This is a genomic window from Micromonospora sp. DT231 (genome assembly GCF_049847025.1).
In the GTDB taxonomy this organism is placed as follows: Bacteria; Actinomycetota; Actinomycetes; order Mycobacteriales; family Micromonosporaceae; genus Micromonospora.
The window spans coordinates 1-23,637 of record NZ_JBNCNO010000024.1 but is presented as its reverse complement, the minus strand read 5'-3'; the positions used below and the strand labels follow the sequence as shown (position 1 = coordinate 23,637).

Below are 23,637 nucleotides of genomic sequence, written 5' to 3'. Positions count from 1 at the left end.
TCAAGGGCGGCGTCGTAGGGTGGCCGGCGACCTGTCGTACCCCCGGGGTAGGAAGGTCGGGACGGGGGTGGTCGTGGTGCGGGTGGCGGAGCGGGCGCGGTCGCCGTGGGTGCCGGCGTGGGCGGTGTTCGAGCACTACCTGGTCGGTCTGCGGCGCACCTGGCGGGCCGGGGTGTTCTCCTCGTTCCTGCTGCCGGTGCTGACGGTTGTCGGCTTCGGGGTGGGCGTCGGTGGTTACATCGACCAGGGCGTCGGCGGGGTGCGCTACCTCGACTGGCTGGTCCCCGGGCTGATCGCCTCGACCGCGTTGCAGGTGACGGTCGGGGACTCGACCTGGCCGGTGTTCAGCAACTTCCAGTGGGTCAAGACCTACTTCGCGCAGAGCGCCTCGCCGCTGCGGGTGGGCGACATCGTGCTGGGGCACCTGGCCTTCGTGCTGTTCCGGGTGCTCACCACCATCGCGGCGTTCCTGCTGGTCACCGGGCTGTTCGGGGCGTTGCGCTCACCGTGGGCGGTGGCCACTTTGCCGGTGGTGGCGTTGCTGGGGTTGGCCGTCGCCGCGCCGGTCTTCGCGTACGCCGCGTGGGTGTCCACCGACAACTTTCTCGCGATGCTGTTCCGGTTCGCGATCATCCCGATGACGCTCTTCGCCGGGGTGTTCTTCCCGGTGGAGTCGCTGCCCGACGCGCTGCGGTGGCTGGCGTACGCGACGCCGCTGTGGCACGCCGTCGACCTCTGCCGCGCGGCCACGCTCGGGGTCGCCCCCCAGTGGTCGATCGCCGGGCACCTGCTCTACCTGGCCGCGTGGGCAGGTGTCGGTTGGCTGCTGGCGCTGCGCGCGTTCCGTCGCAAACTCGTCGTCTAGGGGTTCAATGATCACGCTGGTTCTGCCCCGGCTGGTGGACGTCTCCTCCGCCTCCCGGCGGTCCGCGTCGGTGGTGGGGCGCAACGTCGCGGCGCTGAAGCCGGTCTACTGGCTGCTGCTGCTCTCCGGTTTCGTGGAGCCGTTGCTCTATCTGCTCTCGATCGGCGTGGGCGTCGGCGCGCTGATCGGTGACCTGCCGCTGCCCGACGGGCGGCTGGTGTCGTACGCCGGGTTCGTGGCCCCGGCGATGCTCGCCTCCTCGGCGATGACCGGGGCGATCTCGGAGACGACATTCAACTTCTTCGGCAAGATGAAATACATGAAGCTGTACGACGGGGTGATCGCCACCCCGGTACGGCCGTTCGAGATCGCGCTCGGTGAGCTGGGTTGGGCGATGCTGCGGGGCAGCTCCTACTCGGCCGCCTTCCTCGTGGTGATGGTCGCACTGGACCTGACGACCGTCACCCGTGCGTTGACAGCTCTCCCGGCCGCGATGCTCGTCGGGTTCGCGTTCGGGGGGATCGGCATGGCGGTCGCCACCCTCATGCGCAGTTGGCAGGACTTCGACCTGCTGGGGTCGGCGCAGTTCACCCTGTTCCTCTTCTCCGGCACGTTCGTGCCGGCGCAGGCGTACCCGACCCTGCTGCACTGGCTGGTCGAGATCACCCCGCTGTACCGGTCGGTGCACCTGATTCGCGGGCTCGCGTTGGGCAGCGGTGGCTGGGTCTGGTTGCTCGATGTGCTCTACCTGCTGGCGATGCTGGCGGTCGGCCTGGTGGTGGCCTCGCGCCGGATGGGCAGGTTGCTCTACCAGTAGGGGTTACCGGCGCCCGTCGACGGGGCATGTCGGAGGTGACACCACCGACGAAGAGGAGGGGCGATGACCTCGGACGAGTCTGCCGCCCACCGGGCGGGCGCCGACGCCAGCGCGCCGGTCGGGCCCGACGCGGGGCCGGACAGCCCCACCGACCTGCCCGGCAGCGGGTGGAAGGCGGCGCTGCGGCGTACCGTCACCGAATTCCAGGACGACAGCCTGACCGACTGGGCGGCGGCGCTCACCTACTACGGGGTGCTGTCCATCTTCCCCGGCGTGCTGGTGTTGATCTCGATCCTCGGTCTGCTCGGCACGAGCGCCACCGAGGGGGTCAAGGAGACCGTCGACCAGGCGGTGCCGAACGACAGCATCCGGCAGATCATCACCGAGGCGATCGCCACGGCGGACAAGAACGGCGGCCTGGCCAGCGTCGCGGCGATCATCGGTGTGGTGGCCGCGTTCTGGTCCGCGTCCGGCTACATCGGCGCGTTCATGCGTGCCTCGAACAGCATCTACGACGTGCCGGAGGGCCGGCCGATCTGGAAGACGCTGCCGATCCGGCTGGGCGTGACCGCTGTGGTCGGGGTGCTGTTGCTGGCCAGTGCGGTGATCGTGGTCTTCACCGGCCGCCTCGCCGAAGCGGTGGGGGACGTGGTCGGCCTCGGCTCGGCGGCGGTCACGGTGTGGGACGTCGCCAAGTGGCCGGTGCTGCTGATCCTGGTCAGCCTGATGTTCGCGATCCTCTACTGGGCCTCACCGAACGCCCGACACGGCGGGTTCCGCTGGGTCAGTCCGGGTGGGGTGCTGGCCGTGGTGATCTGGCTGGTGATCTCCGGCCTGTTCGCCCTCTACGTGAGCAACTTCGGCTCGTACAACAAGACGTACGGGGCGCTGGCCGGGGTGATCATCTTCTTGGTCTGGCTCTGGCTGAGCAACATCGCGATCCTGCTGGGCGCCGAGTTCGACGCCGAGTTGGAGCGGGGTCGGGCCATCGCGGCCGGTCATGCCGTGGACGACGAGCCGTACGTCGAGCTGCGCGACGACCGCAAGCTTCGCAAGAAGCGCAACGCCGCCGGCCGCCGCTGACGAACCCCGCGCCGACCTGCACCGACCGCCCCGCCATCGGAGATCGACCGGCGGGGCGGTTTCGTGTGTGTCGATGGAACTGCGGGCGAGCGAACGCGGGCAGCCCGTGATCCTTTTCTTGATCGACTAGTAGCTTTTGTTCTTTCGGACAAAAGTTCATCTCGGAACGGTTGAAGCTCTGGACACGCGGTGCAGAGCGCTCCTACTGTGTCGGACACAACACTTCGACATTGCGTCGATGTGAACGATGCCAATGAAGAGGTGACCCCCCGGTGCGCACCGACGACCCCCTGCACGTCCGACTGTTGCGGTTGCTCCGCGACGAGGGGGCCGTCTCCCGTGCCGAGTTGGGCGACCGCCTCCAGATGCCGCGCCCGCGCATGCTGGCCGAGCTGGATCGCCTGGTCGCACTGGGTTACGTCGCCGAGGCGGGGCTCGCCGCCTCCCGGGGTGGGCGCCGCTCGACCCTGGTCGAGCTGAACCCGAAGCTGCGCTTCGCCGCCGTCGACCTCGGTGCGAGTTCGATGGACATCGAGGTGGTCAACGGCCGCCTCGAACCGGTCGCCCAGTACGCCGAGCCGGCCGACATCCGCAACGGACCGAAGGTGACCCTGCAACGGGTCAACGAGTTGCTGCACAAGGCCCGGGTCGACGGCGCGTACGAGCGGTTGGACGCGGTCGGCATCGGCGTCCCCGGCCCGGTCAGCTTCCGCGACGGCGTTCCGGTCTCGCCGCCGATCATGCCGGGCTGGGACCGGTACCCGGTGCGCGAGTTGCTCAGCCGGGAGCACGGCTGCCCGGCGGTGGTCGACAACGACGTCAACATCATGGCGATCGGCGAGCGGCACGGTGGGGTGGCCCACTCGGTGGACGACTTCCTCTTCGTGAAGATCGGCACCGGCATCGGGTGCGGCATCTACCTCACCGGCGAGGTCTACCGGGGCACCGACGGCTGCGCCGGCGACATCGGCCACATCCAGGTCGACTCGCACGGTCCGATGTGCTCCTGCGGCAACGTCGGCTGCCTGGAGGCGCTGTTCAGCGGCGCCGCACTGGCCAAGGACGCCGCAGCCGCCGCCCGCAGCGGGACGTCGCCGGCGCTTGCCGAGCGGCTGGCGCTGCGCGGGGTGGTGACCGCGCTGGACGTCGCCGAGGGCGCCGTCGAGGGCGACGTGACCTGCATCCAACTGATCCGCGACGGCGGACGGCGGGTCGGCGGAGTGCTCGCCAGCCTGGTCAGCTTCACCAACCCTTCCATGATCGTGATCGGTGGCGGGCTGGCCCAACTCGGGCACATCCTGCTGGCCGAGATCCGCAGCGTGGTCTACCGCCGGTCGCTGCCGCTGGCCACCGGCAACCTGCCGGTCGTGCTGTCCGAACTCGGTGGACGTGCCGGTGTCACCGGCGCGGCGGTGCTCGCCGGCGATGTCGCCTTCGGGGAAGCCGCATGAACCTGATCGAAACCCTGTCGTGAGCGAGGAGGAGACTGTGGCTCTGCCCGAGGATGACCCCGCCACCGCGTCGGCCGAGGCCGTCGCCGAGGCACCGCTGGTCGAGGCTCCCGCCGACACCGTCGCGGGCGAGGTGGTCCTGCGCCTCACCGATGTCGTCAAGACGTTCCCCGGCGTACGCGCGCTCGACGGTGTGCAGCTCGAGGTGCGTGCCGGCGAGGTGCACTGCCTGCTCGGGCAGAACGGCGCCGGCAAGTCGACCCTGATCAAGGTGCTCTCCGGGGTGCACCAACCGGATTCCGGGCAGGTGGAGTGGCGCGGCGAGCCGGCCACGTTCACCAACCCGCAGGCCGCGATGAAGGCCGGCATCGCCACCATCTACCAGGAGCTCGACCTCGTCGAGGACCTGTCGGTGGCGGAGAACGCCTTCCTCGGGCACGAGTACCGCAGCTTCGGGTTCGTCCGGCGCGGCCGGATGGCCCGGCACACCCGGCAGATCCTCAGCCGGCTCGGCCACGGCGAGATTCCGCCCGGCCGGATGGTGAGGTCGCTGCCGGCCGCCGGCAAGCAGATCGTCAGCATGGCCCGGGCGCTGTCGCACGAGGCCCGACTGATCATCATGGACGAGCCGAGCGCGGTGCTGGCCCACGACGAGGTCGGCAACCTGTTCCGGATCATCCGGGAGCTGACCGCGCAGGGCATCGCCGTCATCTACATCTCCCACCGCATGGAGGAGATCCGCGAGATCGGCGACCGGGTCACCGTACTCAAGGACGGTCGGACCACCGCGGCGAACCTGCCGGCGCGCGATACCCCGACCCGCGACCTGGTCAGCCGGATGACCGGCCGGACCATCGAGTACGTCTTCCCGGACCGGCCGGCCGAGGACCCCGCGGGCGCCGATCTGCTCGAGGTGGAGGGGTTGACCCGCGCCGGCGAGTTCGCCGACGTCTCGCTGAACGTGCGCGCCGGGGAGATCGTCGGCATCGCGGGGCTGGTCGGCTCCGGCCGCTCCGAGTTGCTGGAGACCATCTACGGTGCCCGTCTCGCGGAGGCCGGGTCGGTCCGGATGAACGGGAAGGCGCTGCGTCCCGGCGTCGGCGCCGCCGTGCGGGCCGGCATGGGGATGGCCCCGGAGGAGCGCAAGAGCCAGGCGCTGCTGCTCGGCGAGCCGATCTACCGCAACGTCACGCTGGCCACCTTCGGCCGGTACGCGCGGCTCGGCTTCACGAACGCCGCCAAGGAGCGCGCCGAGGCGGACCGGATCGCGGAGAGCCTGGAGCTGCGGCCCCGGGACGTCGACCGGCCGGTACGCACGCTGTCCGGCGGCAACCAGCAGAAGGTGGTGGTCGGGCGGTGGCTGCTCGGCGGCACCAAGCTGTTGCTGCTCGACGAGCCCACCCGGGGCGTGGACGTGGGCGCTCGGGCTGAGCTCTACCAGGTCATCCGGGGTCTGGCCGCGCAGGGCGTCGGGGTGCTGCTGGTCTCCAGCGAGGTGCCCGAGGTGCTGGGTCTGGCCGACCGCGTGCTGGTGATGCGGGAAGGGCGGGTCGTGCGTGAAGCAGCGGCCGGCGAACTTGACGAAAACACTGTGCTTGACCTCGTGATGGCGGGGTCCTTGATGGAAGGCGCACCGGCATGAGCGACGCGACTCCCACTCCCACCGCGACACCGGAGCGCCCGCAGCTTCCGGCCCAGTCGCCGCCGGTGGATCCGGCGGAGACGGCGGTGGCCAGCAACAAGGCAGGGTCCACGGGCCGACTGTCCTGGTGGCGCGGCGACGGCGGTGACGGCGCGAAGCGCAACCTCGGCCTGATCGGGGTGCTGGCCGCGCTGATCCTGGTCGGCGCGATCACCAAGCCGGACCTGTACGGCGACCCGAACTGGGTCTGGAACAACGTGCTGGCGATCCTGCAGCTCGCCTCGGTCGTCGGCGTGGTCACGGTCGGGATGACCTTCGTGATCATCGGCGGTGGGATCGACCTGTCGGTAGGTGCGATCGTCGCGCTGGCCGGGGTCTGGTGCACCACGGTGGCCACCCAGACCTACGGCGCCGGCGGCATGATCTTCACCGCCCTCGTGGTCGGTATCTGCGTCGGCCTGGTCAACGGCGTGCTCATCTCGTACGGGCGGCTCGTTCCCTTCATCGCGACGCTCGCGATGCTGGTGGCGGCACGCGGTCTCGCGGCGTCGATCTCCAACAAGCAGACCCAGGTGTCGAGCAGCACCTTCATCAACGACATCGCGGCACGCAAGATCGTCGGTATCCCGATCCTGGTCTACATCCTGGGCGCGGTGGTGCTGGCCGGATGGGTCCTGCTCAACCGCACGACCTTCGGCCGGCGGACCATCGCCGTCGGCGGCAACCCGGAAGCGGCCCGGTTGGCGGGCATCAACGTCCGGCGGCACACCATGCTGCTCTACGCGCTCTCCGGCCTCTGCTGCGGCATCGCGGCGATCATGCTCACCTCGCAGGCCACCTCGGCGCAGGCGGCGATGGCCAACCTGTACGAGTTGGACGCGATCGCCGCGGCGATCATCGGCGGGACGTTGCTCAGCGGTGGCCGGGGCACGATCGTCGGCTCGCTGCTCGGCGTCATCATCTTCGCCACGATCACCAACCTCTTCGCCATCAACGGCCTCTCCATCGAGGCGCAGAACATGGTCAAGGGCGGCATCATCGTCGCCGCCGTCCTGATCCAGCAGTTCCAGTTCAAGTCCGTCACTCGGCTCTTCGCGCGGAACAGGGTCACCACCGCAACCTGACGCACCGCACCGATGTCCCTGGCCAGGTCGAGCAATTCGACACCGGCCGGGCCCCGCACACCCTTACTCACTCAAATCCCGCTCCCAGGAGGTCGTTCATGACCCAGCACAGTCGCGACCTGTCGCGCCGCCGGTTGCTCTTCGGTGGAGCCGCAGTTGGCGCCGCCACCCTGTTGACCGCCTGCACCAGCAACGAGACCCCGGCGGCCAGCACCCAGACCAAGGCCGCCGGCAACGCCGAGGGCAACAACGCCCCGGGCAAGAAGGTCGTCATCGGCTTCTCCGCCCCGGCCGCCGACCACGGTTGGATGGGCGCGATCCACGCCAACGCCAAGGCGCAGGCCGCCGCGTACTCCGATGTGGAGTTCAAGGAGGTCGACGGCGGGTCGAACTCGGAGGCCCAGCGCTCCACGCTCGGCACCCTGATCGCCCAGAAGCCGGACATCATCGTCGTGCTGCCGCACGACGGCAAGGAGGTCAACGCCGTTGCCCTCCAGGCGATGCAGGCGGGCATCCCGATCGTGAACCTCGACCGGGCGTTCCCCGACGCGCTGGCCTCCCGGCTGGTGATCAAGGGCGACAACTACGGCATGGGCGTGTCGGCCGGGCACTTCATCGGCAAGCAGCTCAAGGACAAGGGCGTCACCAACCCGATCATCGGTGAGATCGCCGGCCTGGAGATCCCGCTGACCGTCGAGCGCAGCAACGGCTTCAAGGCCGCCCTGGCGACCTACGGGTTCACGGTGAAGAACCGCCGTTCGGCCGAGTTCACCTCGGACAGCGGCCAGCGCGAGGCGTCCCAGCTGCTCCAGGCGCTGCCGAAGATCGACGCGATCTGGAACCACGACGACGACCAGGGCATCGGTGTGCTCGCGGCCATCAAGCAGGCCAACCGTTCGGAGTTCTTCATGGTCGGCGGCGCGGGCTCCAAGCTCGCGATCGACGCGATCAAGGCCGACAACACGGTGCTCAAGGCGACGGTCACCTACAACCCGTCAATGGCGTCCTCGGCCATCTCGCTCGCGCGGCTCGTCGCGCAGGGTCGGGGCCTGGGCGACCTGACGGAGCTGCAGGTTCCCAAGGAAGTAACCCTGGCCTCGGAAACGATCACCAAGGAGAACGCGAGCAGCTACGACAAGCTCGGGTTCTGACATACGGGGGGAGACCCACCTTGTCCACGACAGACAAAGAACTGCGGGTCGGCATGGTCGGCTACGCGTTCATGGGCGCCGCGCACTCACAGGCGTGGCGCACCGTGAACCGCGTCTTCGACCTGCCGGCGCGGGCCCGGATGGCGCTGATCTGCGGTCGAGACACAACAAAGGTGGCGGAAGCCGCCGATCGTCTCGGCTGGGACGCGTCCACCACGGACTGGCGAGACCTGATCAACCGGGACGACATCGACGTCGTCGACATCTGCACCCCGGGTGACAGTCACGCCGAGATCGCCCTCGCCGCACTGGCCGCCGGCAAGCACGTCCTGTGCGAGAAGCCGTTGGCCAACACGGTGGAGGAGGCACGGGCGATGACCGCCGCGGCGGACCTCGCCCGGGCCTCCGGGGTGCGATCGATGTGCGGGTTCAACTACCGCCGGGTCCCCGCGGTCACGATGATGCGTCAGATGGTCGCCGACGGACGGCTCGGGGTGATTCGACACGTCCGTGCGACGTACCTGCAGGACTGGATCGTGGACCCGCAGTTCCCGCTGGTCTGGCGGTTGCAGAAGGACAGGGCGGGCTCCGGCGCGCTCGGTGACATCGGTGCGCACATCATCGATCTGACCCAGTTCGTCACCGGTCAGCGGATCAGCGGGGTCAGCGCGGTCACCGAGACCTTCGTCAAGGAGCGGCCGTTGCCGGCCGAGTCGAGCGGGCTGGCGGCCACGGCCGACGGCGGTTCCGCGCCCACCGGGCCGGTCACCGTCGACGACGCCGCGGTCTTCGTGGCCCGGCTCGACGGTGGCGCCCTGGCCACGTACGAGGCGAGCCGCTTCGCCACCGGTCGCAAGAACTCGCTGCGCGTCGAGATCAACGGCTCGCTGGGCAGCGTGATCTTTGACCTGGAGCGACTCAACGAGCTGGAGTTCTACGACGCCACCCGGCCCAGCGTGGAACAGGGTTTCAGCCGCATCCTGGTGACCGAGGGCGACCACCCGTACATGTCGGCGTGGTGGCCGCCGGGCCACATCATCGGCTACGAGCACTCGTTCACGCACGAGATGCGCGACTTCATCGAGGCGGTCGCCACCGGCGTCGACCCGACTCCGTCCTTCGCCGACGCGTTGCAGGTCCAGCTGGTGCTGGACGCGGTGACCCGCTCGGCGGAACTCGGCTCCTCCTGGACCGAGGTGGAACCGGCGCTGGTCACAGCCGCCGCCTGACAGTTTGACCATCCGCGATGGCGGTGTTCGCACCGCCATCGCCCGACCGGCTTTCCGAAGCCGACCGGCGAGGGACCGACCGCGGATTGCGCCCCGCGGCCGGGACGAGGTCGGCAGCGGAGAGCGTGCAGCCGGGCCGTACGGCCCGGTGGCGCACGAGCAGGACGGTCGTCCGGTGCGACCGGACCGGGATTCCCCGGCCGCACCGGAGGACCGCCACCCATCGGTGGAGACCGGATTCGGGGGAGGCAGGGTCGAGACGCCGACCCGACCCTGCCTACCAGCCCCGTCTGCCCGCACCCGTACCGGGAGCCGGTCCGGCGTCGTCGCCGCCGACGCCGTCGTCGGAAACCGGTGTCATCCCGGTGCGGGGCGGGCGGACGGGGCCCATCCAGGCACGGCCCATATCTTTCCGAAACTTATTCTGATATTCCTATATTTAGCGGTACCGACGGTTCCTCGTGATTGGGGAAGGAGCACCATGCGAACAGGTGTCTGGCTGGTAGGAGCGCGCGGGTCCGTCGCGACCACCAGCATCGTCGGGGGGCTCGCGCTGCGGGCCGGCCTGGCCGGGCCCACCGGCTGCGTCACCGAGCTTCCCGAGCTGCGCGGCCCGGCACTGCCGGCCTTCGCCGATCTGGTCTTCGGCGGACACGACCTGGCCACCACCCCGCTGTGCAAGCGCGCCGAGGCGCTCGCCGACGCCGGCGTCATCCCCTGGCGGCTGGTCGCCGCGCTCCGCGACGAGCTGGGCGTGGTCGATCAGGAGCTGCGCCCCGCACCCGTGGGCGACACCCAGGCCGACCGGGCCGAGGCCGTGGTCCGCGACCTGATCAGCTTCCGCGAGCGGCACGGGCTGGACCGGGTGGTGGTCGTCAACGTCTCCGCCACCGAACCCACCCCGCCACCGCACCCCGGGCACGCCGACCCCGACGCGCTGCGCGCCGCGCTCAGCGGCCCGGACGAGGTGCTGCCGGTCAGCTCCCTCTACGCGTACGCGGCAGTGCTGGCCGGCTGCCCGTTCGTCGACTTCACCCCGTCCACCGGGCTGCGGCTGCCCGCGCTCGCCGCGCTCGCCGACGAGGCCGGCCTGCCGTACGCCGGGCACGACGGCAAGACCGGGGAGACCCTGGTCAAGTCGGTGCTCGCGCCGATGTTCGCGATGCGCAACCTGGACGTGCGCTCCTGGTCCGGGTTCAACCTGCTCGGCGGTGGCGACGGCGCCACCCTCGCCGACCCGGCCGCCAACGCCGCGAAGGTGCAGAGCAAGCAGCGGGTGCTCGGCGAGACGCTGGGCTACGTCCCGCAGGGCGGCACCCGCATCGAGTACGTCGAGGAGCTCGGCGACTTCAAGACCGCCTGGGATCTGATCACCTTCGCCGGCTTCCTCGGCACCGGCATGCGGATGGAGTTCACCTGGCACGGCTGCGACTCCGCGTTGGCCGCGCCGCTGGTGCTCGACCTGGCCCGGCTCACCGCCGCCGCGCACGCCGCCGGGCACGTGGGGCCGCTGACCGAGCTGGGCTTCTTCTTCAAGGACCCGCTGGGTTCGCCCAGCCACTCCCTGGGCGAGCAGTGGGCCCGGCTGACCGACTTCACCCGGCTCCTGCACGGTGGCGGGGACGGTTCCGATGACCACGCTGGCTGACCTCGCCGAGCTGGTCCGGGCACCGGCCGCGCTCTCGGTGCCCGGCGACGTGGTCGCCGGAGCGGCGGCGGCCGGCGCGTTGGGTCCGCGTACCCCCGCTCTGGCCGGCGCGTCGGTGCTGCTCTACTGGGCCGGCATGGCCGCCAACGACTGGGCCGACCGGGGTCTGGACGCCGTGGAGCGGCCCGAGCGGCCGATCCCCAGCGGGCGGATCACCCCGGCCGCCGCGGTCGGTCTCGCGGCGGGCCTCACGGCCGCCGGCGTCGGCCTGGCCGCCGTCGCGGGCGGTCGCCGCGCCGCCGCGCTCGCCGTGCCGCTGGCAGCCACCATCTGGGGGTACGACCTGCTGGCCAAGAACACCGCCGCCGGTCCGGCCGTGATGGCCGCCTGCCGGGGGCTGGATGTGCTGCTCGGCGCGTCCGGCGGCCGGCTGACCAGGGCGTTGCCGGCGGCGGTCACCGTCGCCGCGCACACCTGGACCGTCACCGCGCTGTCCCGCCGGGAGGTCAGCGGCGCCGACGCCGCGCTGCCGATGCGCACCCTCGCGGGCACCGCGCTCGTCGCCGCCAGCGCCGCCATCCCGCACGCCCGACGCGTGGCCGCCCGAGCCGCCGACCGGAGCGAGGCCACCGCCCAGGGCCCGGCCGCCGAGGTCGGCGCGGGCGCGGGTCGCACCCGATCGGCCCGGGTCGCGGCCGTGCTACCCGCCGTGCTGGCCGGGTGGTACGCCGCCCGCTACGGCGCGGCCCAGGCCGAGGTGATCCGGGACCCGTCGGCCGGACGGGTTCGCGCCGCCGTCGGCGCCGGGATCACCGGCCTGCCCGCCCTCCAGGGTGCGCTCACCGCGCGCGGTGGCGCCGGCCTGCTCGGCGTGGCGGTCGCGGCTGCCGCGCCGCTGGGTCGACGCCTGGCCCGGAAAGTCTCCCCGACATGACGGTCCCCCAGCCCCGATCCGCGCCGCCGGCGGCCGACGCCACGACGCTGCGCCTCGGGTACGGCACGAACGGCTTCGCCAACCACCGGCTCGACGACGCGCTCGCCGTCCTCGCCGACCTCGGGTACGACGGAGTCGCGCTCACCCTCGACCACGACCACCTGGACCCGTTCGCGCCCGGACTCGCCCGCCGGGTGGCAGTCCTCGGCCGGCGGTTGGAGGAGCTGGGTCTGGCGGTGGTGATCGAGACCGGGGCCCGCTACCTGCTCGACCCGTGGCACAAGCACGCCCCGACGTTGCTGCACGACGACCCGACGCGGCGGATCGAGTTCCTGCGCCGGGCCGTCCGGATCGGCGCGGACCTCGGCGCGGAGGCGGTCTCGTTCTGGGCCGGTGTCCGACCGGAAACCGTGTCGCCGCAGTGCGCCTGGGACCGGCTGGTCGCCGGCTGCGCCACTGTTGTCGACGCGGCCGACAGCGCGGGCGTCACCCTCGGCTTCGAGCCCGAACCGGGGATGTTGGTGCAGGACATCGCCGACTGGCGTCGGCTGCGCGCGGCCCTCGGCGACCCGGCCCGCTTCGGCATCACCCTCGACATCGGCCACTGCCGCTGCCTGGAGCCGTGGCCGGTGCCGCAGTGCGTCGCCGAGGTGGCCGACCACCTGGTCAACGTGCAGATCGACGACATGCGCCGGGGTGTGCACGAGCACCTGGAGTTCGGCACCGGCGAGATCGACTTCCCGCCGGTGCTGGCGGCCCTGGCCGAGGCCGGCTACCGCGGCCTGGTCGCCGTGGAGCTGCCCCGGGACTCGCACGCCGCACCGGACGTGGCCGCCCGGTCCATCGATTTCCTGCGCGCGGCCGCCGCGACGGCCACCGGTGACCACTCTGCCAGCCCTCTTTGCTCTGCACCCGCCGAGGCGACACCCACCGAGGCGACACCAGCTGACGAGGCTCCGGCGCACATATAGGTGCAGAGCAAAGGGTGATGGTGGGGCACCTGGAGCAGCACGAGGGAGGAGACGGGATGACACCGGATTCACTACGGGCCGCGCTGCGAGGCGTACCCGATCCCGATTGGCTGGACACGGCGCTGAGCCGGGTCGCGGTCGAGCCCACCGCGATCACCCGGCTCTTCCCCGCCGCCGGCCGGCGGTGCGGTCGGGCCGCGCTGCCCGACGCCCCCGGCTGGACCGCCGACGACGCGGCTCGGGTGCTGCTGCTCACCAGCCTGCCCGGCGACCACGCGGCGTACGCCGAGAGCCTCTACCAGCACGGTGACGCGGGCGAGCGCCGAGCCGTGCTGCGGGCCCTGCCGCTGCTGCCGATCGGCGCCGCCGGGGTGCCGCTGCTGCACGACGCGATCCGCACCAACGACACCCGGCTGGTCGGCGCGGCCCTCGGCCCGTACGCCCGGCACCTCACTCCGGCCGCCTGGCGGCAGGCGGTGCTCAAGTGCGTGTTCAGCGGTGTGCCGTTGGCAGTGGTCGCCGACCTGGAGACCCGTGCCGACGGGGAACTGGCCGCGATGCTGGCGGCGCTTGCCGCCGAGCGGCACGCCGCCGGCCGGGAGTTGCCCGCCGACGCCACCGACCTGCTCGACCGGCTCACCGCCGCACTGCCCCGGGAGGCGTGACATGCGTATCTTCGACCCGCACATCCATATGACCTCACGCACCACCGACGACTACGAACGGATGGCCGCCGCCGGCGTACGCGCCGTGGTGGAGCCGGCGTTCTGGCTGGGTCAGCCGCGCACAAGCGCCGCCTCGTTCACCGACTACTTCGACTCGCTGATCGGCTGGGAGCCGTTCCGGGCCGGGCAGTTCGGGGTGCGGCACTTCGCGACGATCGCGCTGAACCCCAAGGAGGCCAACGACCCGCGCTGCCGCCCCGTCCTCGACCTGCTGCCCCGCTACCTGGACAAGGACGCGGTGGTGGCGGTCGGCGAGATCGGGTACGACTCGATGACGCCGGAGGAGGACGAGGCGTTCGCCGCGCAGCTCGCCCTCGCCGTGGCGTACGACCTGCCGGCGCTCGTGCACACCCCGCACCGGGACAAGGCGCGCGGGTGCGAGCGCACCCTCGCCGTGGTCGCCGAGTCCGGCATCGACGCGGGTCGGGTGGTGGTCGACCACCTCAACGAGGTGACCGTCAAGCTGGTCCGCGACAGCGGCTGCTGGCTGGGTTTCTCCATCTACCCGGACACCAAGATGACCCCGCAGCGGATGGTCGAGCTGCTGCGCGAGTACGGCACGGAACGGATGCTCGTCAACTCCGCCGCCGACTGGGGGCGCTCCGACCCGCTGCTGACCCGGGCCACCGGTGAGGCGATGCTGCTGGCCGGGTTCAGTGACGACGACGTCGACGCGGTGCTGTGGCGCAACCCGGTGGAGTTCTACGGGCAGTCCGGCCGGCTCGACCTCAGCGACCTGGACGTCGCCGCCAAGGTGGACCCGCAGACGGGCAACTCGATCCTGCGCGGCGGCAGCTGATGCGGCTGCGACACGCCGGCGGCGAGACCGTCCATCTCGGCTACTGCACGAACGTGCACCCCGCCGAGGATCTCGCCGGCATCCTCGGTCAACTGGACACCTACGCCGTGCCGGTGCGCGAGGCGCTCGGCAGTGACCTGCTGGGCCTCGGCCTGTGGCTGGCCGCCCCGGTCGCCGCCGAGCTGGCCGCCGACCCGACGCTGCGTCGCCGACTGCGCTCCGAGCTGACCGCGCGGGGGCTGGAGGTGGTGACCCTCAACGGCTTCCCGTACGCGGCCTTCCAGGCGCCGGTGGTCAAGCAGGACGTCTACCACCCGGACTGGACCACCGAGCAGCGCCTCACGTACACAGTGAATCTGGCCCGGGTGCTCGCCGACCTGCTGCCCGACGACGCCGCCCGGGGCTCGATCTCCACGCTGCCACTGGCCTGGCGTCACCCCTGGGACACCGCTTCGGCCGACGCGGCCCGGGGCCGGTTGGACCAGTTGGCCGCCGGCCTGGCCGCCGTGCAGCGCGACACCGGCCGCGAGGTGCGGGTGGCGTTCGAGCCGGAACCGGGCTGCGTGGTGGAGAGCACCGGTCAGGCCGCCGCGTTGCTGTCCGGGATGGACACCGAGCGGCTGGGTGTCTGCGTCGACCTGGCCCACCTGGCCTGTGCCTGGGAGGACCCGGCGGAGGCACTGCAACGACTGCGGGCGGCCGGGCTGCCCGTGGTGAAGGTGCAGGTCTCCGCCGCCGTCGAGGCGGCCGACCCGGTCGGCGGCGTCGACGCGTTGCGCCGCTGGGTGGAGCCGCGCTTCCTGCACCAGACCCGGGGCGCCGGCTGTGCGGGCCGGCCCGACCCGGCCGACCCGACGTACGCGGCCGACGACCTGGACGAGGCACTGGACCGGGCGCTGCCCGGCCCGTGGCGGGTGCACTACCACGTGCCCCTGCACGCCCCACCCGAGGAGCCGCTCAGCTCGACCCTGCCGGTGCTCCGCGCAGCCCTGAGAGCGCTCTTCGAGGGCCCGACCGCCGGCTGCGACCACCTCGACGTCGAGACGTACACCTGGGGGGTGCTGCCGGCCGCCCGACGGCCCGGCACCGACGCGGAGCTGGCCGCCGGCATCGCCGCCGAGCTGGCCTTCGCCCGAGACGAACTGGTCGGCCTCGGCCTGACCACAGACCGAACCGTGAGCATGGGGGTGACGCGATGAGCCGGCGACTTGTGGTCCTCGACGTGGTGGGGTTGACCCCACGACTACTGGCGCACATGCCCCGGCTGCGGGGGGTCGCCGACGGCGGCTTCCGGGCCGAGTTGGGCACCGTGTTGCCCGCGGTGACCTGCTCGGTGCAGTCCACGTTCCTCACCGGCGAGACGCCCAGCGGGCACGGGATCGTCGGCAACGGGTGGTATTTCCGGGAGCTGGGCGAGGTGTTGCTGTGGCGGCAGCACAACGCGCTCGTCGGCGGGGAGAAGCTCTGGCAGGCGGCCCGCAAGGCCGAGCCGGGCTACACCGTCGCCAACGTCTGCTGGTGGTACGCCATGGGCGCGGACGTCAACTGGACGGTGACGCCCCGCCCGGTCTACTACGCCGACGGGCGCAAGGAACCGGACTGCTACACCGACCCGCCGGAGCTGCACGACGCGCTCACCGGCCGGCTGGGCACCTTCCCGCTGTTCACCTACTGGGGGCCGACGGCCGGACTGCCGTCGTCGCGGTGGATCTGCCAGGCGGCCGAGCAGATCCTGTCCGACGTGTCACCGGATCTCACCCTGGTCTACGTCCCGCACCTGGACTACGACCTGCAACGGTTCGGCCCGTCGTCGGCCCAGGCCGCCACCGCGGCGGCCGAGCTGGACGCGGTGCTCGGGCCCCTGCTGGACGCCGCCCGCGCCCGGGACGCCACGGTGGTGGTGCTGTCGGAGTACGGCATCACCGACGTGTCCCGGCCGGTGGACGTCAACCGGCTGCTGCGCGCCGAGGGGCTGCTGCACGTGCACACCCAGGCCGGCATGGAATACCTCGACCCGTGGACGTCGAAGGCGTTCGCGGTCGCCGACCACCAGATCGCGCACGTCTACGTCAAGGACCCGGCCGACGTGCCGGCGGTGGCGAAACTCTGCGCCGGCCTGCCCGGGGTGGCCGAGGTGCTCGACGCCGAGGGCAAGGCCGCACACGGGTTGGACCATCCGCGCGCCGGTGAGCTGGTGTTGGTGGCCGAGCCGGACTCCTGGTTCACCTACTACTACTGGCTGGACGACGACCGCGCGCCGGACTTCGCGCGGCTCGTGGAAATTCACCGGAAGCCGGGGTACGACCCCGCCGAGCTGTTCTTCGACCCGGCCAACCCCGGTGCCGCGAAGGCCCGCGCCGGGGTGGCCCTGGCCCGCAAGAAGATCGGCATGCGGTACCTGATGAGCGCTGTCGGCCTGGACGCCGGCGCGCGGGCGGTGAAGGGCTCGCACGGGCGGCTGCCGGACGACCCGGCGGACGCTCCGGTGCTGCTCTGCTCCGACCCGGCGGCGGCCCGGGACAAGATCGCGGCGACCGAGGTCAAGGCGCTGCTGCTGGAGTTGGCCGGGCTGGGTGGCGACCGTTCGACCGGGCCGGGGGAGGGGTCGTGACGGTGACCGTGGCACCCGCCGACGCCAGCGGGCTGCGGGCACGGTTCGACGCGGAGCTGGCCGGGTTCCTCGAACGGCAGGGCCCGGACTGGCCCGACGGCGCGCCACGCGGGGTGTTCACCGCACTGCAACGGTTCGTGCTGGCGGGCGGGAAGCGGTTACGTCCGCTGTTCTGCTACTGGGGCTGGCGCGGCGCGGGGGCCGCCGACAGCACCCCGATCGTGGTGGCCGCGGCGGCGCTTGAGCTGTTCCACGCGTTCGCGCTGATCCACGACGACATCCTGGACGGCAGCGACCGCCGCCGGGGCGAGCCGTCGGTGCACCGGCTCTTCGCCGACCTGCACGCCCGCTCGGCGTGGCGCGGCGACCCGGAGGCGTACGGGCGCAACACCGCCCTGCTCTGCGGGGACCTGTGCGCCGCCTGGTCGGATCAGATGTTCCACGAGTGTGGGCTGAGCACCGAGCAGGTGCACCGCGGGTACGGCGTGTTCGCGCTGATGCGGACCGAGGTGATCGCGGGGGAGTACCTGGACCTGGTCTCGGGTGTGGGTGACGGCTCGGTGGCCAGCGCGCTCACCGTGATCCGGATGAAGGCCGCCCGCTACACGGTGACCCGGCCGTTGCAGATCGGTGCGGCCCTGGCCGGCGCGGGGCCGGAGTTGATCGCCGCGCTGGGCGAGTTCGGTGACCCGTTGGGTGACGCGTTCCAGCTCCGCGACGACGTGCTGGGCGTCTTCGGGGACCCGGCGATCACCGGCAAGTCGGTCCTGGACGACCTGCGTGAGGGCAAGCCCACGGTGATGATGGCGTTGGCCCGCAGTGCCGCCGACCGGTCGCAGACCATCCGGCTGCGGGAGCTGTTCGGCAACCCGGCGTTGGACGCCGACGGCGCGGCGGAGCTGCGCGCGATCATCGAGGAAACCGGTGCCCTGGGACGGATCGAGCAGATGATCCGGGTCCGGACCGAAGCAGCGCTCGGTGCCCTGCAGAGCGCCATGGTGGCGGACGAGGCGCGTGCGGCGCTCGTCGCGCTGGCCGGACAGGCGATCGACCGCCACGCGTGATCGGCCACTTTCGAACAGATCGACGAAAGTTGGCGCGGAATCACCGGAAGGTATGGACACATCGACACCCACAACTTAGTGTCGTGACCAACACCACAATGTTTCATCGAGGTGAACCGGCGGCGCGGTAACACATCGACCACCCTCACCGCTACGGCACCGGCGCGACGGCGCGCGCCCGCCTGGCAGTCACTCGTCAGGAAGGGGCAGCACACATGTCCATGAAGGACGCTCCACACCATCGTTCCCGACGATGGTCCTCCGCCGGATCGGCGCTGCTGCTGGCGGTCGCCGCCGGCAGTGTCGCACTCGCCGCCGGCTCGGCTCCCGCGCAGGCGCACACGATCGTCGCCACCGACTTCCAGCAGGTCGAGCTGGCCCGCGGCGTCACCGACATGGGCGAGCCCATGTCGCTGGCCGTGCTGCCGGACCGCTCCGTCCTGCACACCGCCCGCAACGGCACCCTGCGCCGCACCGACGCGAACGGCACCACCTCCGTGGTCGGCACCCTGTCGGTCTACAACCACGACGAGGAGGGGTTGCAGGGCGTCGGGGTCGACCCCAACTTCACCAGCAACCGACAGATCTTCCTCTACTACGCGCCGCCCCTCTCCACCCCCGGCGGCGACGCGCCGGCCACCGGCACCGACTTCTCCGCCTGGCAGGGAGTGAACCGCCTCTCCCGGTTCACCCTCAACGCCGACTTCACGATCAACCAGTCGAGCAAGGTCGACGTGCTCGACGTGCCGGCCGACCGTGGGCTGTGCTGCCACGTCGGCGGGGACATCGACTTCGACGCCGCCGGCAACCTCTACCTGTCCACCGGCGACGACACCAACCCGTTCGAGTCCGCCGGCTACTCGCCCCTGGACGAGCGGAGCAACCGCAACCCGGCGTACGACGCCCAGCGCAGCGCCGGCAACACCAACGACCTGCGCGGCAAGATCCTGCGGATCAAGGTGAACGCCAACGGCACGTACTCCATCCCCTCGGGCAACCTGTTCGCGCCCGGCACGGCCAGGACCCGGCCGGAGATCTACGCGATGGGGTTCCGCAACCCGTTCCGGATCAGCGTGGACAAGGCCACCGGGGTCGTCTACGTCGGTGACTACGGGCCGGACGCCGGCACCACGAGCTCCACCCGTGGGCCGTCCGGCCAGGTGGAGTTCAACCGGGTCGCCGCACCTGGCAACTACGGCTGGCCGTACTGCACCGGCACCAACACCTCCACCGAGACGTACAACGAGTGGGACTTCGCCAGCAACGCCAGCGGGGCGAAGTACAACTGCGCCAGCGGGCCGACGAACAACTCGTTCCGCAACACCGGCCTGACCACCCTCCCGCCGGCCCAGCCGGCGTGGATCCGGTACGCCGGCGACGCCGGCACCCCGACCGAGTTCGGCGGCGGCTCCGAGTCGCCGATGGGCGGCCCGGTCTACCGGTACAACGCCTCGTCGACCTCCACCACGAAGTTCCCGCAGTCCTTCGACGGGCAGTTCTTCGCCACCGAGTTCGGCCGGGGCTGGATCAAGCCGATCCACGTCAACTCCGACGGCTCCCGGGGCACCATCGACACGTTCCCGTGGGTCGGCAAGCAGGTGATGGACTCGGCGTTCGGCCCGGACGGCGCGTACTACGTGCTCGACTACGGCACCGGCTACTTCAACGGCGACGCCAACTCGGCGCTCTACCGCTTCGACTACGTCGGCAGCGGCAACCGGGCACCGACGGCCGTGGCCAGCGCCAACCGGACCTCCGGTGCGGCGCCGCTCGCCGTGACCTTCTCCTCGGCGGGCTCGTCCGACCCCGAGGGCGGCGCGCTGACGTACTCGTGGGCCTTCGGTGACGGGACCACCTCGACCGCCGCCAACCCGACGAAGACGTACTCCACGAACGGCACCTACACCGCCACGCTGACGGTGCGGGACGCGCAGGGCGCCACCGGCAGCAGCAGCGTACGGATCAGCGTCGGCAACACCGCGCCCACCGTCACCATCAACAACCCCGGCAACGGCCAGTTGTTCAGCTTCGGCGACACGGTGCCGTACAGCATCACGGTGACCGACCCGGAGGACGGCACGATCGACTGCACGAAGGTCAAGATGACCTACGTGCTCGGGCACGACCAGCACGGACACCAGATCACCTCGAAGACCGGGTGCTCCGGCTCGATCACCATCCCGGTCGACGGTGAGCACGACGACGCGGCGAACATCTTCGCGATCTTCGACGCCGAGTACACCGACGCCGGTGGCCTGACCACGCACACCCAGCACACGCTGCCGCCGCGGCACCGGCAGGCCGAGTTCTTCGGCACCTCGTCCGGGATCAACGTGTTCAGCAAGGCCACGGCCGAGGGCGGCAAGACCGTCGGCGACATCAACAACGGCGACTGGATCGCGTTCCAGCCGTACCGGCTGGGCAACGTGACCTCGTTCAACGCCCGGGTCTCCTCGGCGGGCGCCGGTGGCACCCTCCAGGTCCGGGCCGGCTCGGCCACCGGCACCGTGCTCGGCTCGGCCACGGTCCCGGTGACCGGCGGCTGGGAGACCTTCGCGACGGTGACCGGCACGATCACCAGCCCGCCGACGGGTACGACCACCCTGTACCTGACCTTCGCCGGGTCGGGCACCGGGGCGCTCTACGACCTGGACGCGTTCACGTTCGTCACCGGCACCGCCACCGGCGGGAGTGGCCCGATCAAGGGCCTGGGTGGCAAGTGCCTGGACGTGCGCAGCGCCGCCACCGCCGACGGCACGCAGATCCAGATCTACACCTGCAACGGCAGCGCGGCGCAGACCTGGGCTGTCACCCCGAACTCCACGATCAAGTCGTTGGGCAAGTGCCTGGACGTCGCCGGCGCCGGCACCGCCGACGGCACCAAGATCCAGCTCTACACCTGTAACGGGACCGCGGCGCAGAACTGGGCCGCGCAGGCCGACGGCACGCTCCGCAACGCCGGGTCCGGCAAGTGCCTCGACGTCTCCGACAACAGTTCCGCCGACAGCACCGCGGTTCGCCTGTGGACCTGCACCGCCGCCGCCAACCAAAAGTGGATCCTGCCCTGAGCTGAGTGGTGGGGCCCCCTGTCTTCGCCTACGGTTGGGCAGGGGGCCCTTCCTAACCACAGTTAGGAGAGCGATATGCGCAGACTCCTGCGCCCCGTCCTCGGTGCGGGCCTGGCCGCCCTCGCCGTCATCGCCTGCACCACCCCGGCCAGCCCGGCCAGCGCCGCCGACGCCCCGTACGACGTGCTGGTCTTCTCCAAGACCGCCGGTTTCCGGCACGACGCGATCCCGGCCGGCATCCAGACCATCCGTGACCTGGGCGCGGCGAACAACTTCACGGTCACCGCCACCGAGGACGCGGCCGTGTTCACCACCGCCAACCTCGCCCAGTACGAGGCCGTCGTCTTCCTCAACACCACAGGAGACGTGCTCGACGCCGGCCAGCAGACCGCCTTCGAGTCGTACATCGGCTCGGGTCGCGGGTACGTGGGCGTGCACGCGGCCTCGGACACCGAGTACGACTGGCCGTTCTACGGCAACCTGGTGGGCGCGTGGTTCGCCTCGCACCCGGCGATCCAGCAGGCAAACGTCAAGGTGGAGGACCGGGCGCACGCCGCGACGGGTCACCTGCCGCAGACCTGGACCCGCACCGACGAGTGGTACAACTACCGGACCAACGCCCGCTCGACCGCCCACGTGCTGGCGACGCTCGACGAGTCGTCGTACTCCGGTGGCGGCATGGGCGCCGACCACCCGCTGAGCTGGTGCAAGAGCTACAGCGGCGGCCGGTCCTTCTACACCGGGGCCGGGCACACCCAGGCGTCGTACGCGGAGCCGGCGTTCCGGACCCACCTGCTTGGTGGCATCCGGTACGCCGCCGGTCGGAGCAAGGCCGACTGCCGTCCGGAGACCGGCTACACCCCGCTCTACAACGGCTCGACGACCGGCTGGTCGCAGGCCGGCCCGGGCAGCTTCACCAACTCCGACGCCACCCTGACGTCGGTGGGCGGCATGGGGCTGTTCTGGTACAACGCCAAGCAGTTCACCAACTACTCGCTGAAGCTGGACTGGAAGCTCGCCGGGGACGACAACTCCGGCATCTTCATCGGCTTCCCGCCGTCGAGTGACCCGCAGTCGGCGATCAACAACGGCTACGAGGTCCAGATCGACGCCACCGACGCGGTCGACCGCACCACCGGCGCGATCTACACGTACAAGGCGGCCGACATCGCCGCCCGGGACGCGGCGCTCAACGCGCCGGGGGAGTGGAACACCTACGAGCTGCTGGTCGAGGGGGAACGGCTACAGGTCCTCCTCAACGGGGTGAAGATCAACGACTTCACCAACACCGACCCGGTCCGCTCGCTCGCCGGCCACATCGGCATCCAGAACCACGGCACCGGTGACGACACCTTCTTCCGCAACATCCGGATCAAGGAACTGGGCACCACTCCGACGCCCACCGGCACGATCCAGGCCGAGGCGTTCAGCTCGGCCAACGGCGTCTCCGCGTTCGCCAAGGAGGGCGCCAACGGCGGGCAGACCCTGGGCTACATCGAGCCGGGTGACTGGGCCGCGTACAACGGGGTCAACCTGACCGGCGTCACCTCGTTCACGGCCCGGGTCGTCTCCGGCGGGGCGGGCGGCACCATCCAGGTGCGCACCGGCTCGGCGACCGGCCCGGTGCTCGGCTCGGTGGCGGTGCCGAACACCGGCAGTTGGTCGACGTACGCCAACGTCACCACCACGCTCGCCAACGTCCCGTCCGGCACCCAGAACCTCTATCTCACCTTCACCGGTAGCGGCACGGGGCTCTTCGACCTGGACGACTTCACACTGGTCAAGGGCGGCGGCGGCACTCCCGGGGTCGGCCCGATCAAGGGTCTGGCGGGCAAGTGCCTGGACGTGCGCGGCGGAGGTACCGCCGACGGCACCCAGATCCAGCTCTACACCTGCAACGGAGGCGCGGCGCAGACCTGGACCGTGTCCGGCTCGACGATCAAGGCGCTGGGCAAGTGCCTGGACGTCAACGGTGGCGCCTCCGCCAACGGCACCAAGATCCAGCTCTGGAACTGCAACGGCAGCGCCGCGCAGAACTGGGCGGCCCAGTCCGACAGCACCCTGCGCAACCCGTCGTCGGGCAAGTGCCTCGACGTCTCCGGCAACAACTCGGCGGACAGCACCCCCGTACACCTCTGGACCTGCCTCGGCGCGGCCAACCAGAAGTGGACCCTGCCCTAACCACCGGGCAGGGCAGGGCCGACGCCACGGCGTCGGCCCTACCCTGCCCGTCCCCACCCACCCCACCGCGCCCACCCCACCCCACCCCACCCACCCCACCCCACCCACCCCACCCCACCCACCCCACCCACCCCACCCCACCCACCCCACCCCACCCCACCCCACCCCACTCCACCGCGCCCTGCCCACCCCACCGCCGCGCCGATCTGTGAGTGGGGGTTGTCAAGAGGTGCGGTGGTGGGTGGTGATGGTGCGGTAGAGCTGTCGGGCGATG

General features: G+C 71.2%; 18 protein-coding genes. All 18 read left to right on the top strand.

Features of this window, described 5'->3' with window-relative positions:
• Positions 1-76: 76 nt before the first annotated feature.
• Complete coding sequence (locus tag ACPXBU_RS34395) at positions 77-865, top strand: ABC transporter permease (RefSeq protein WP_425761358.1); 789 nt, start codon at positions 77-79, stop codon at positions 863-865.
• Positions 866-872: 7 nt separating this feature from the next.
• The gene (locus ACPXBU_RS34390; RefSeq protein ID WP_425761351.1) at positions 873-1,682 is read left to right on the top strand and encodes an ABC transporter permease; all 810 of its coding nucleotides are present in this window, start codon (positions 873-875) and stop codon (positions 1,680-1,682) included.
• Between the two features lie 63 nt (positions 1,683-1,745).
• Positions 1,746-2,765, top strand: a complete 1,020-nt coding sequence (locus ACPXBU_RS34385) for a YihY/virulence factor BrkB family protein (protein ID WP_425761350.1) — start codon at positions 1,746-1,748, stop codon at positions 2,763-2,765.
• A gap of 272 nt (positions 2,766-3,037) precedes the next feature.
• A complete protein-coding gene (locus tag ACPXBU_RS34380) occupies positions 3,038-4,216 on the top strand; it encodes an ROK family protein (RefSeq protein WP_393364342.1) in 1,179 nt (392 codons plus the stop codon).
• Positions 4,217-4,349: 133 nt separating this feature from the next.
• Positions 4,350-5,858, top strand: coding sequence for a sugar ABC transporter ATP-binding protein (locus tag ACPXBU_RS34375; RefSeq protein WP_393364558.1), 1,509 nt, complete (start codon positions 4,350-4,352; stop codon positions 5,856-5,858).
• The gene (locus ACPXBU_RS34370) at positions 5,855-6,982 is read left to right on the top strand and encodes an ABC transporter permease (protein ID WP_393364339.1); all 1,128 of its coding nucleotides are present in this window, start codon (positions 5,855-5,857) and stop codon (positions 6,980-6,982) included. The genes ACPXBU_RS34375 and ACPXBU_RS34370 overlap by 4 nt, the downstream gene beginning before the upstream one ends.
• Before the next feature lie 98 nt (positions 6,983-7,080).
• On the top strand, positions 7,081-8,133 hold the full coding sequence (locus ACPXBU_RS34365) for a substrate-binding domain-containing protein (protein WP_393364336.1): 1,053 nt from the start codon (positions 7,081-7,083) through the stop codon (positions 8,131-8,133).
• A gap of 53 nt (positions 8,134-8,186) precedes the next feature.
• Positions 8,187-9,362: a Gfo/Idh/MocA family protein gene (locus tag ACPXBU_RS34360; protein ID WP_393364555.1), complete on the top strand. Its 1,176-nt coding sequence runs from the start codon at positions 8,187-8,189 to the stop codon at positions 9,360-9,362.
• Positions 9,363-9,843: 481 nt separating this feature from the next.
• Positions 9,844-11,010, top strand: coding sequence for an inositol-3-phosphate synthase (locus tag ACPXBU_RS34355; protein ID WP_425761349.1), 1,167 nt, complete (start codon positions 9,844-9,846; stop codon positions 11,008-11,010).
• A complete protein-coding gene (locus ACPXBU_RS34350) occupies positions 10,994-11,944 on the top strand; it encodes an SCO3242 family prenyltransferase (protein ID WP_425761348.1) in 951 nt (316 codons plus the stop codon). Before ACPXBU_RS34355 ends, ACPXBU_RS34350 begins: the two co-directional genes overlap by 17 nt.
• Complete coding sequence (locus ACPXBU_RS34345) at positions 11,941-12,915, top strand: sugar phosphate isomerase/epimerase family protein (protein ID WP_425761347.1); 975 nt, start codon at positions 11,941-11,943, stop codon at positions 12,913-12,915. The genes ACPXBU_RS34350 and ACPXBU_RS34345 overlap by 4 nt, the downstream gene beginning before the upstream one ends.
• A 56-nt stretch (positions 12,916-12,971) precedes the next feature.
• Positions 12,972-13,580: an EboA domain-containing protein gene (locus ACPXBU_RS34340; protein WP_425761346.1), complete on the top strand. Its 609-nt coding sequence runs from the start codon at positions 12,972-12,974 to the stop codon at positions 13,578-13,580.
• Position 13,581: 1 nt separating this feature from the next.
• Positions 13,582-14,439: a TatD family hydrolase gene (locus tag ACPXBU_RS34335; protein WP_393364323.1), complete on the top strand. Its 858-nt coding sequence runs from the start codon at positions 13,582-13,584 to the stop codon at positions 14,437-14,439.
• Positions 14,439-15,638, top strand: coding sequence for a metabolite traffic protein EboE (eboE, locus tag ACPXBU_RS34330; protein WP_393364321.1), 1,200 nt, complete (start codon positions 14,439-14,441; stop codon positions 15,636-15,638). Before ACPXBU_RS34335 ends, eboE begins: the two co-directional genes overlap by 1 nt.
• Positions 15,635-17,050 (top strand): alkaline phosphatase family protein, encoded by a 1,416-nt coding sequence (locus ACPXBU_RS34325; protein ID WP_393364318.1) that lies wholly within the window; start codon positions 15,635-15,637, stop codon positions 17,048-17,050. The genes eboE and ACPXBU_RS34325 overlap by 4 nt, the downstream gene beginning before the upstream one ends.
• Positions 17,047-18,114 (top strand): polyprenyl synthetase family protein, encoded by a 1,068-nt coding sequence (locus tag ACPXBU_RS34320; protein ID WP_425761345.1) that lies wholly within the window; start codon positions 17,047-17,049, stop codon positions 18,112-18,114. Before ACPXBU_RS34325 ends, ACPXBU_RS34320 begins: the two co-directional genes overlap by 4 nt.
• Before the next feature lie 215 nt (positions 18,115-18,329).
• A complete protein-coding gene (locus ACPXBU_RS34315) occupies positions 18,330-21,182 on the top strand; it encodes a PQQ-dependent sugar dehydrogenase (protein ID WP_425761344.1) in 2,853 nt (950 codons plus the stop codon).
• Between the two features lie 75 nt (positions 21,183-21,257).
• The gene (locus ACPXBU_RS34310; protein ID WP_425761343.1) at positions 21,258-23,363 is read left to right on the top strand and encodes a ThuA domain-containing protein; all 2,106 of its coding nucleotides are present in this window, start codon (positions 21,258-21,260) and stop codon (positions 23,361-23,363) included.
• Positions 23,364-23,637: the final 274 nt, after the last annotated feature.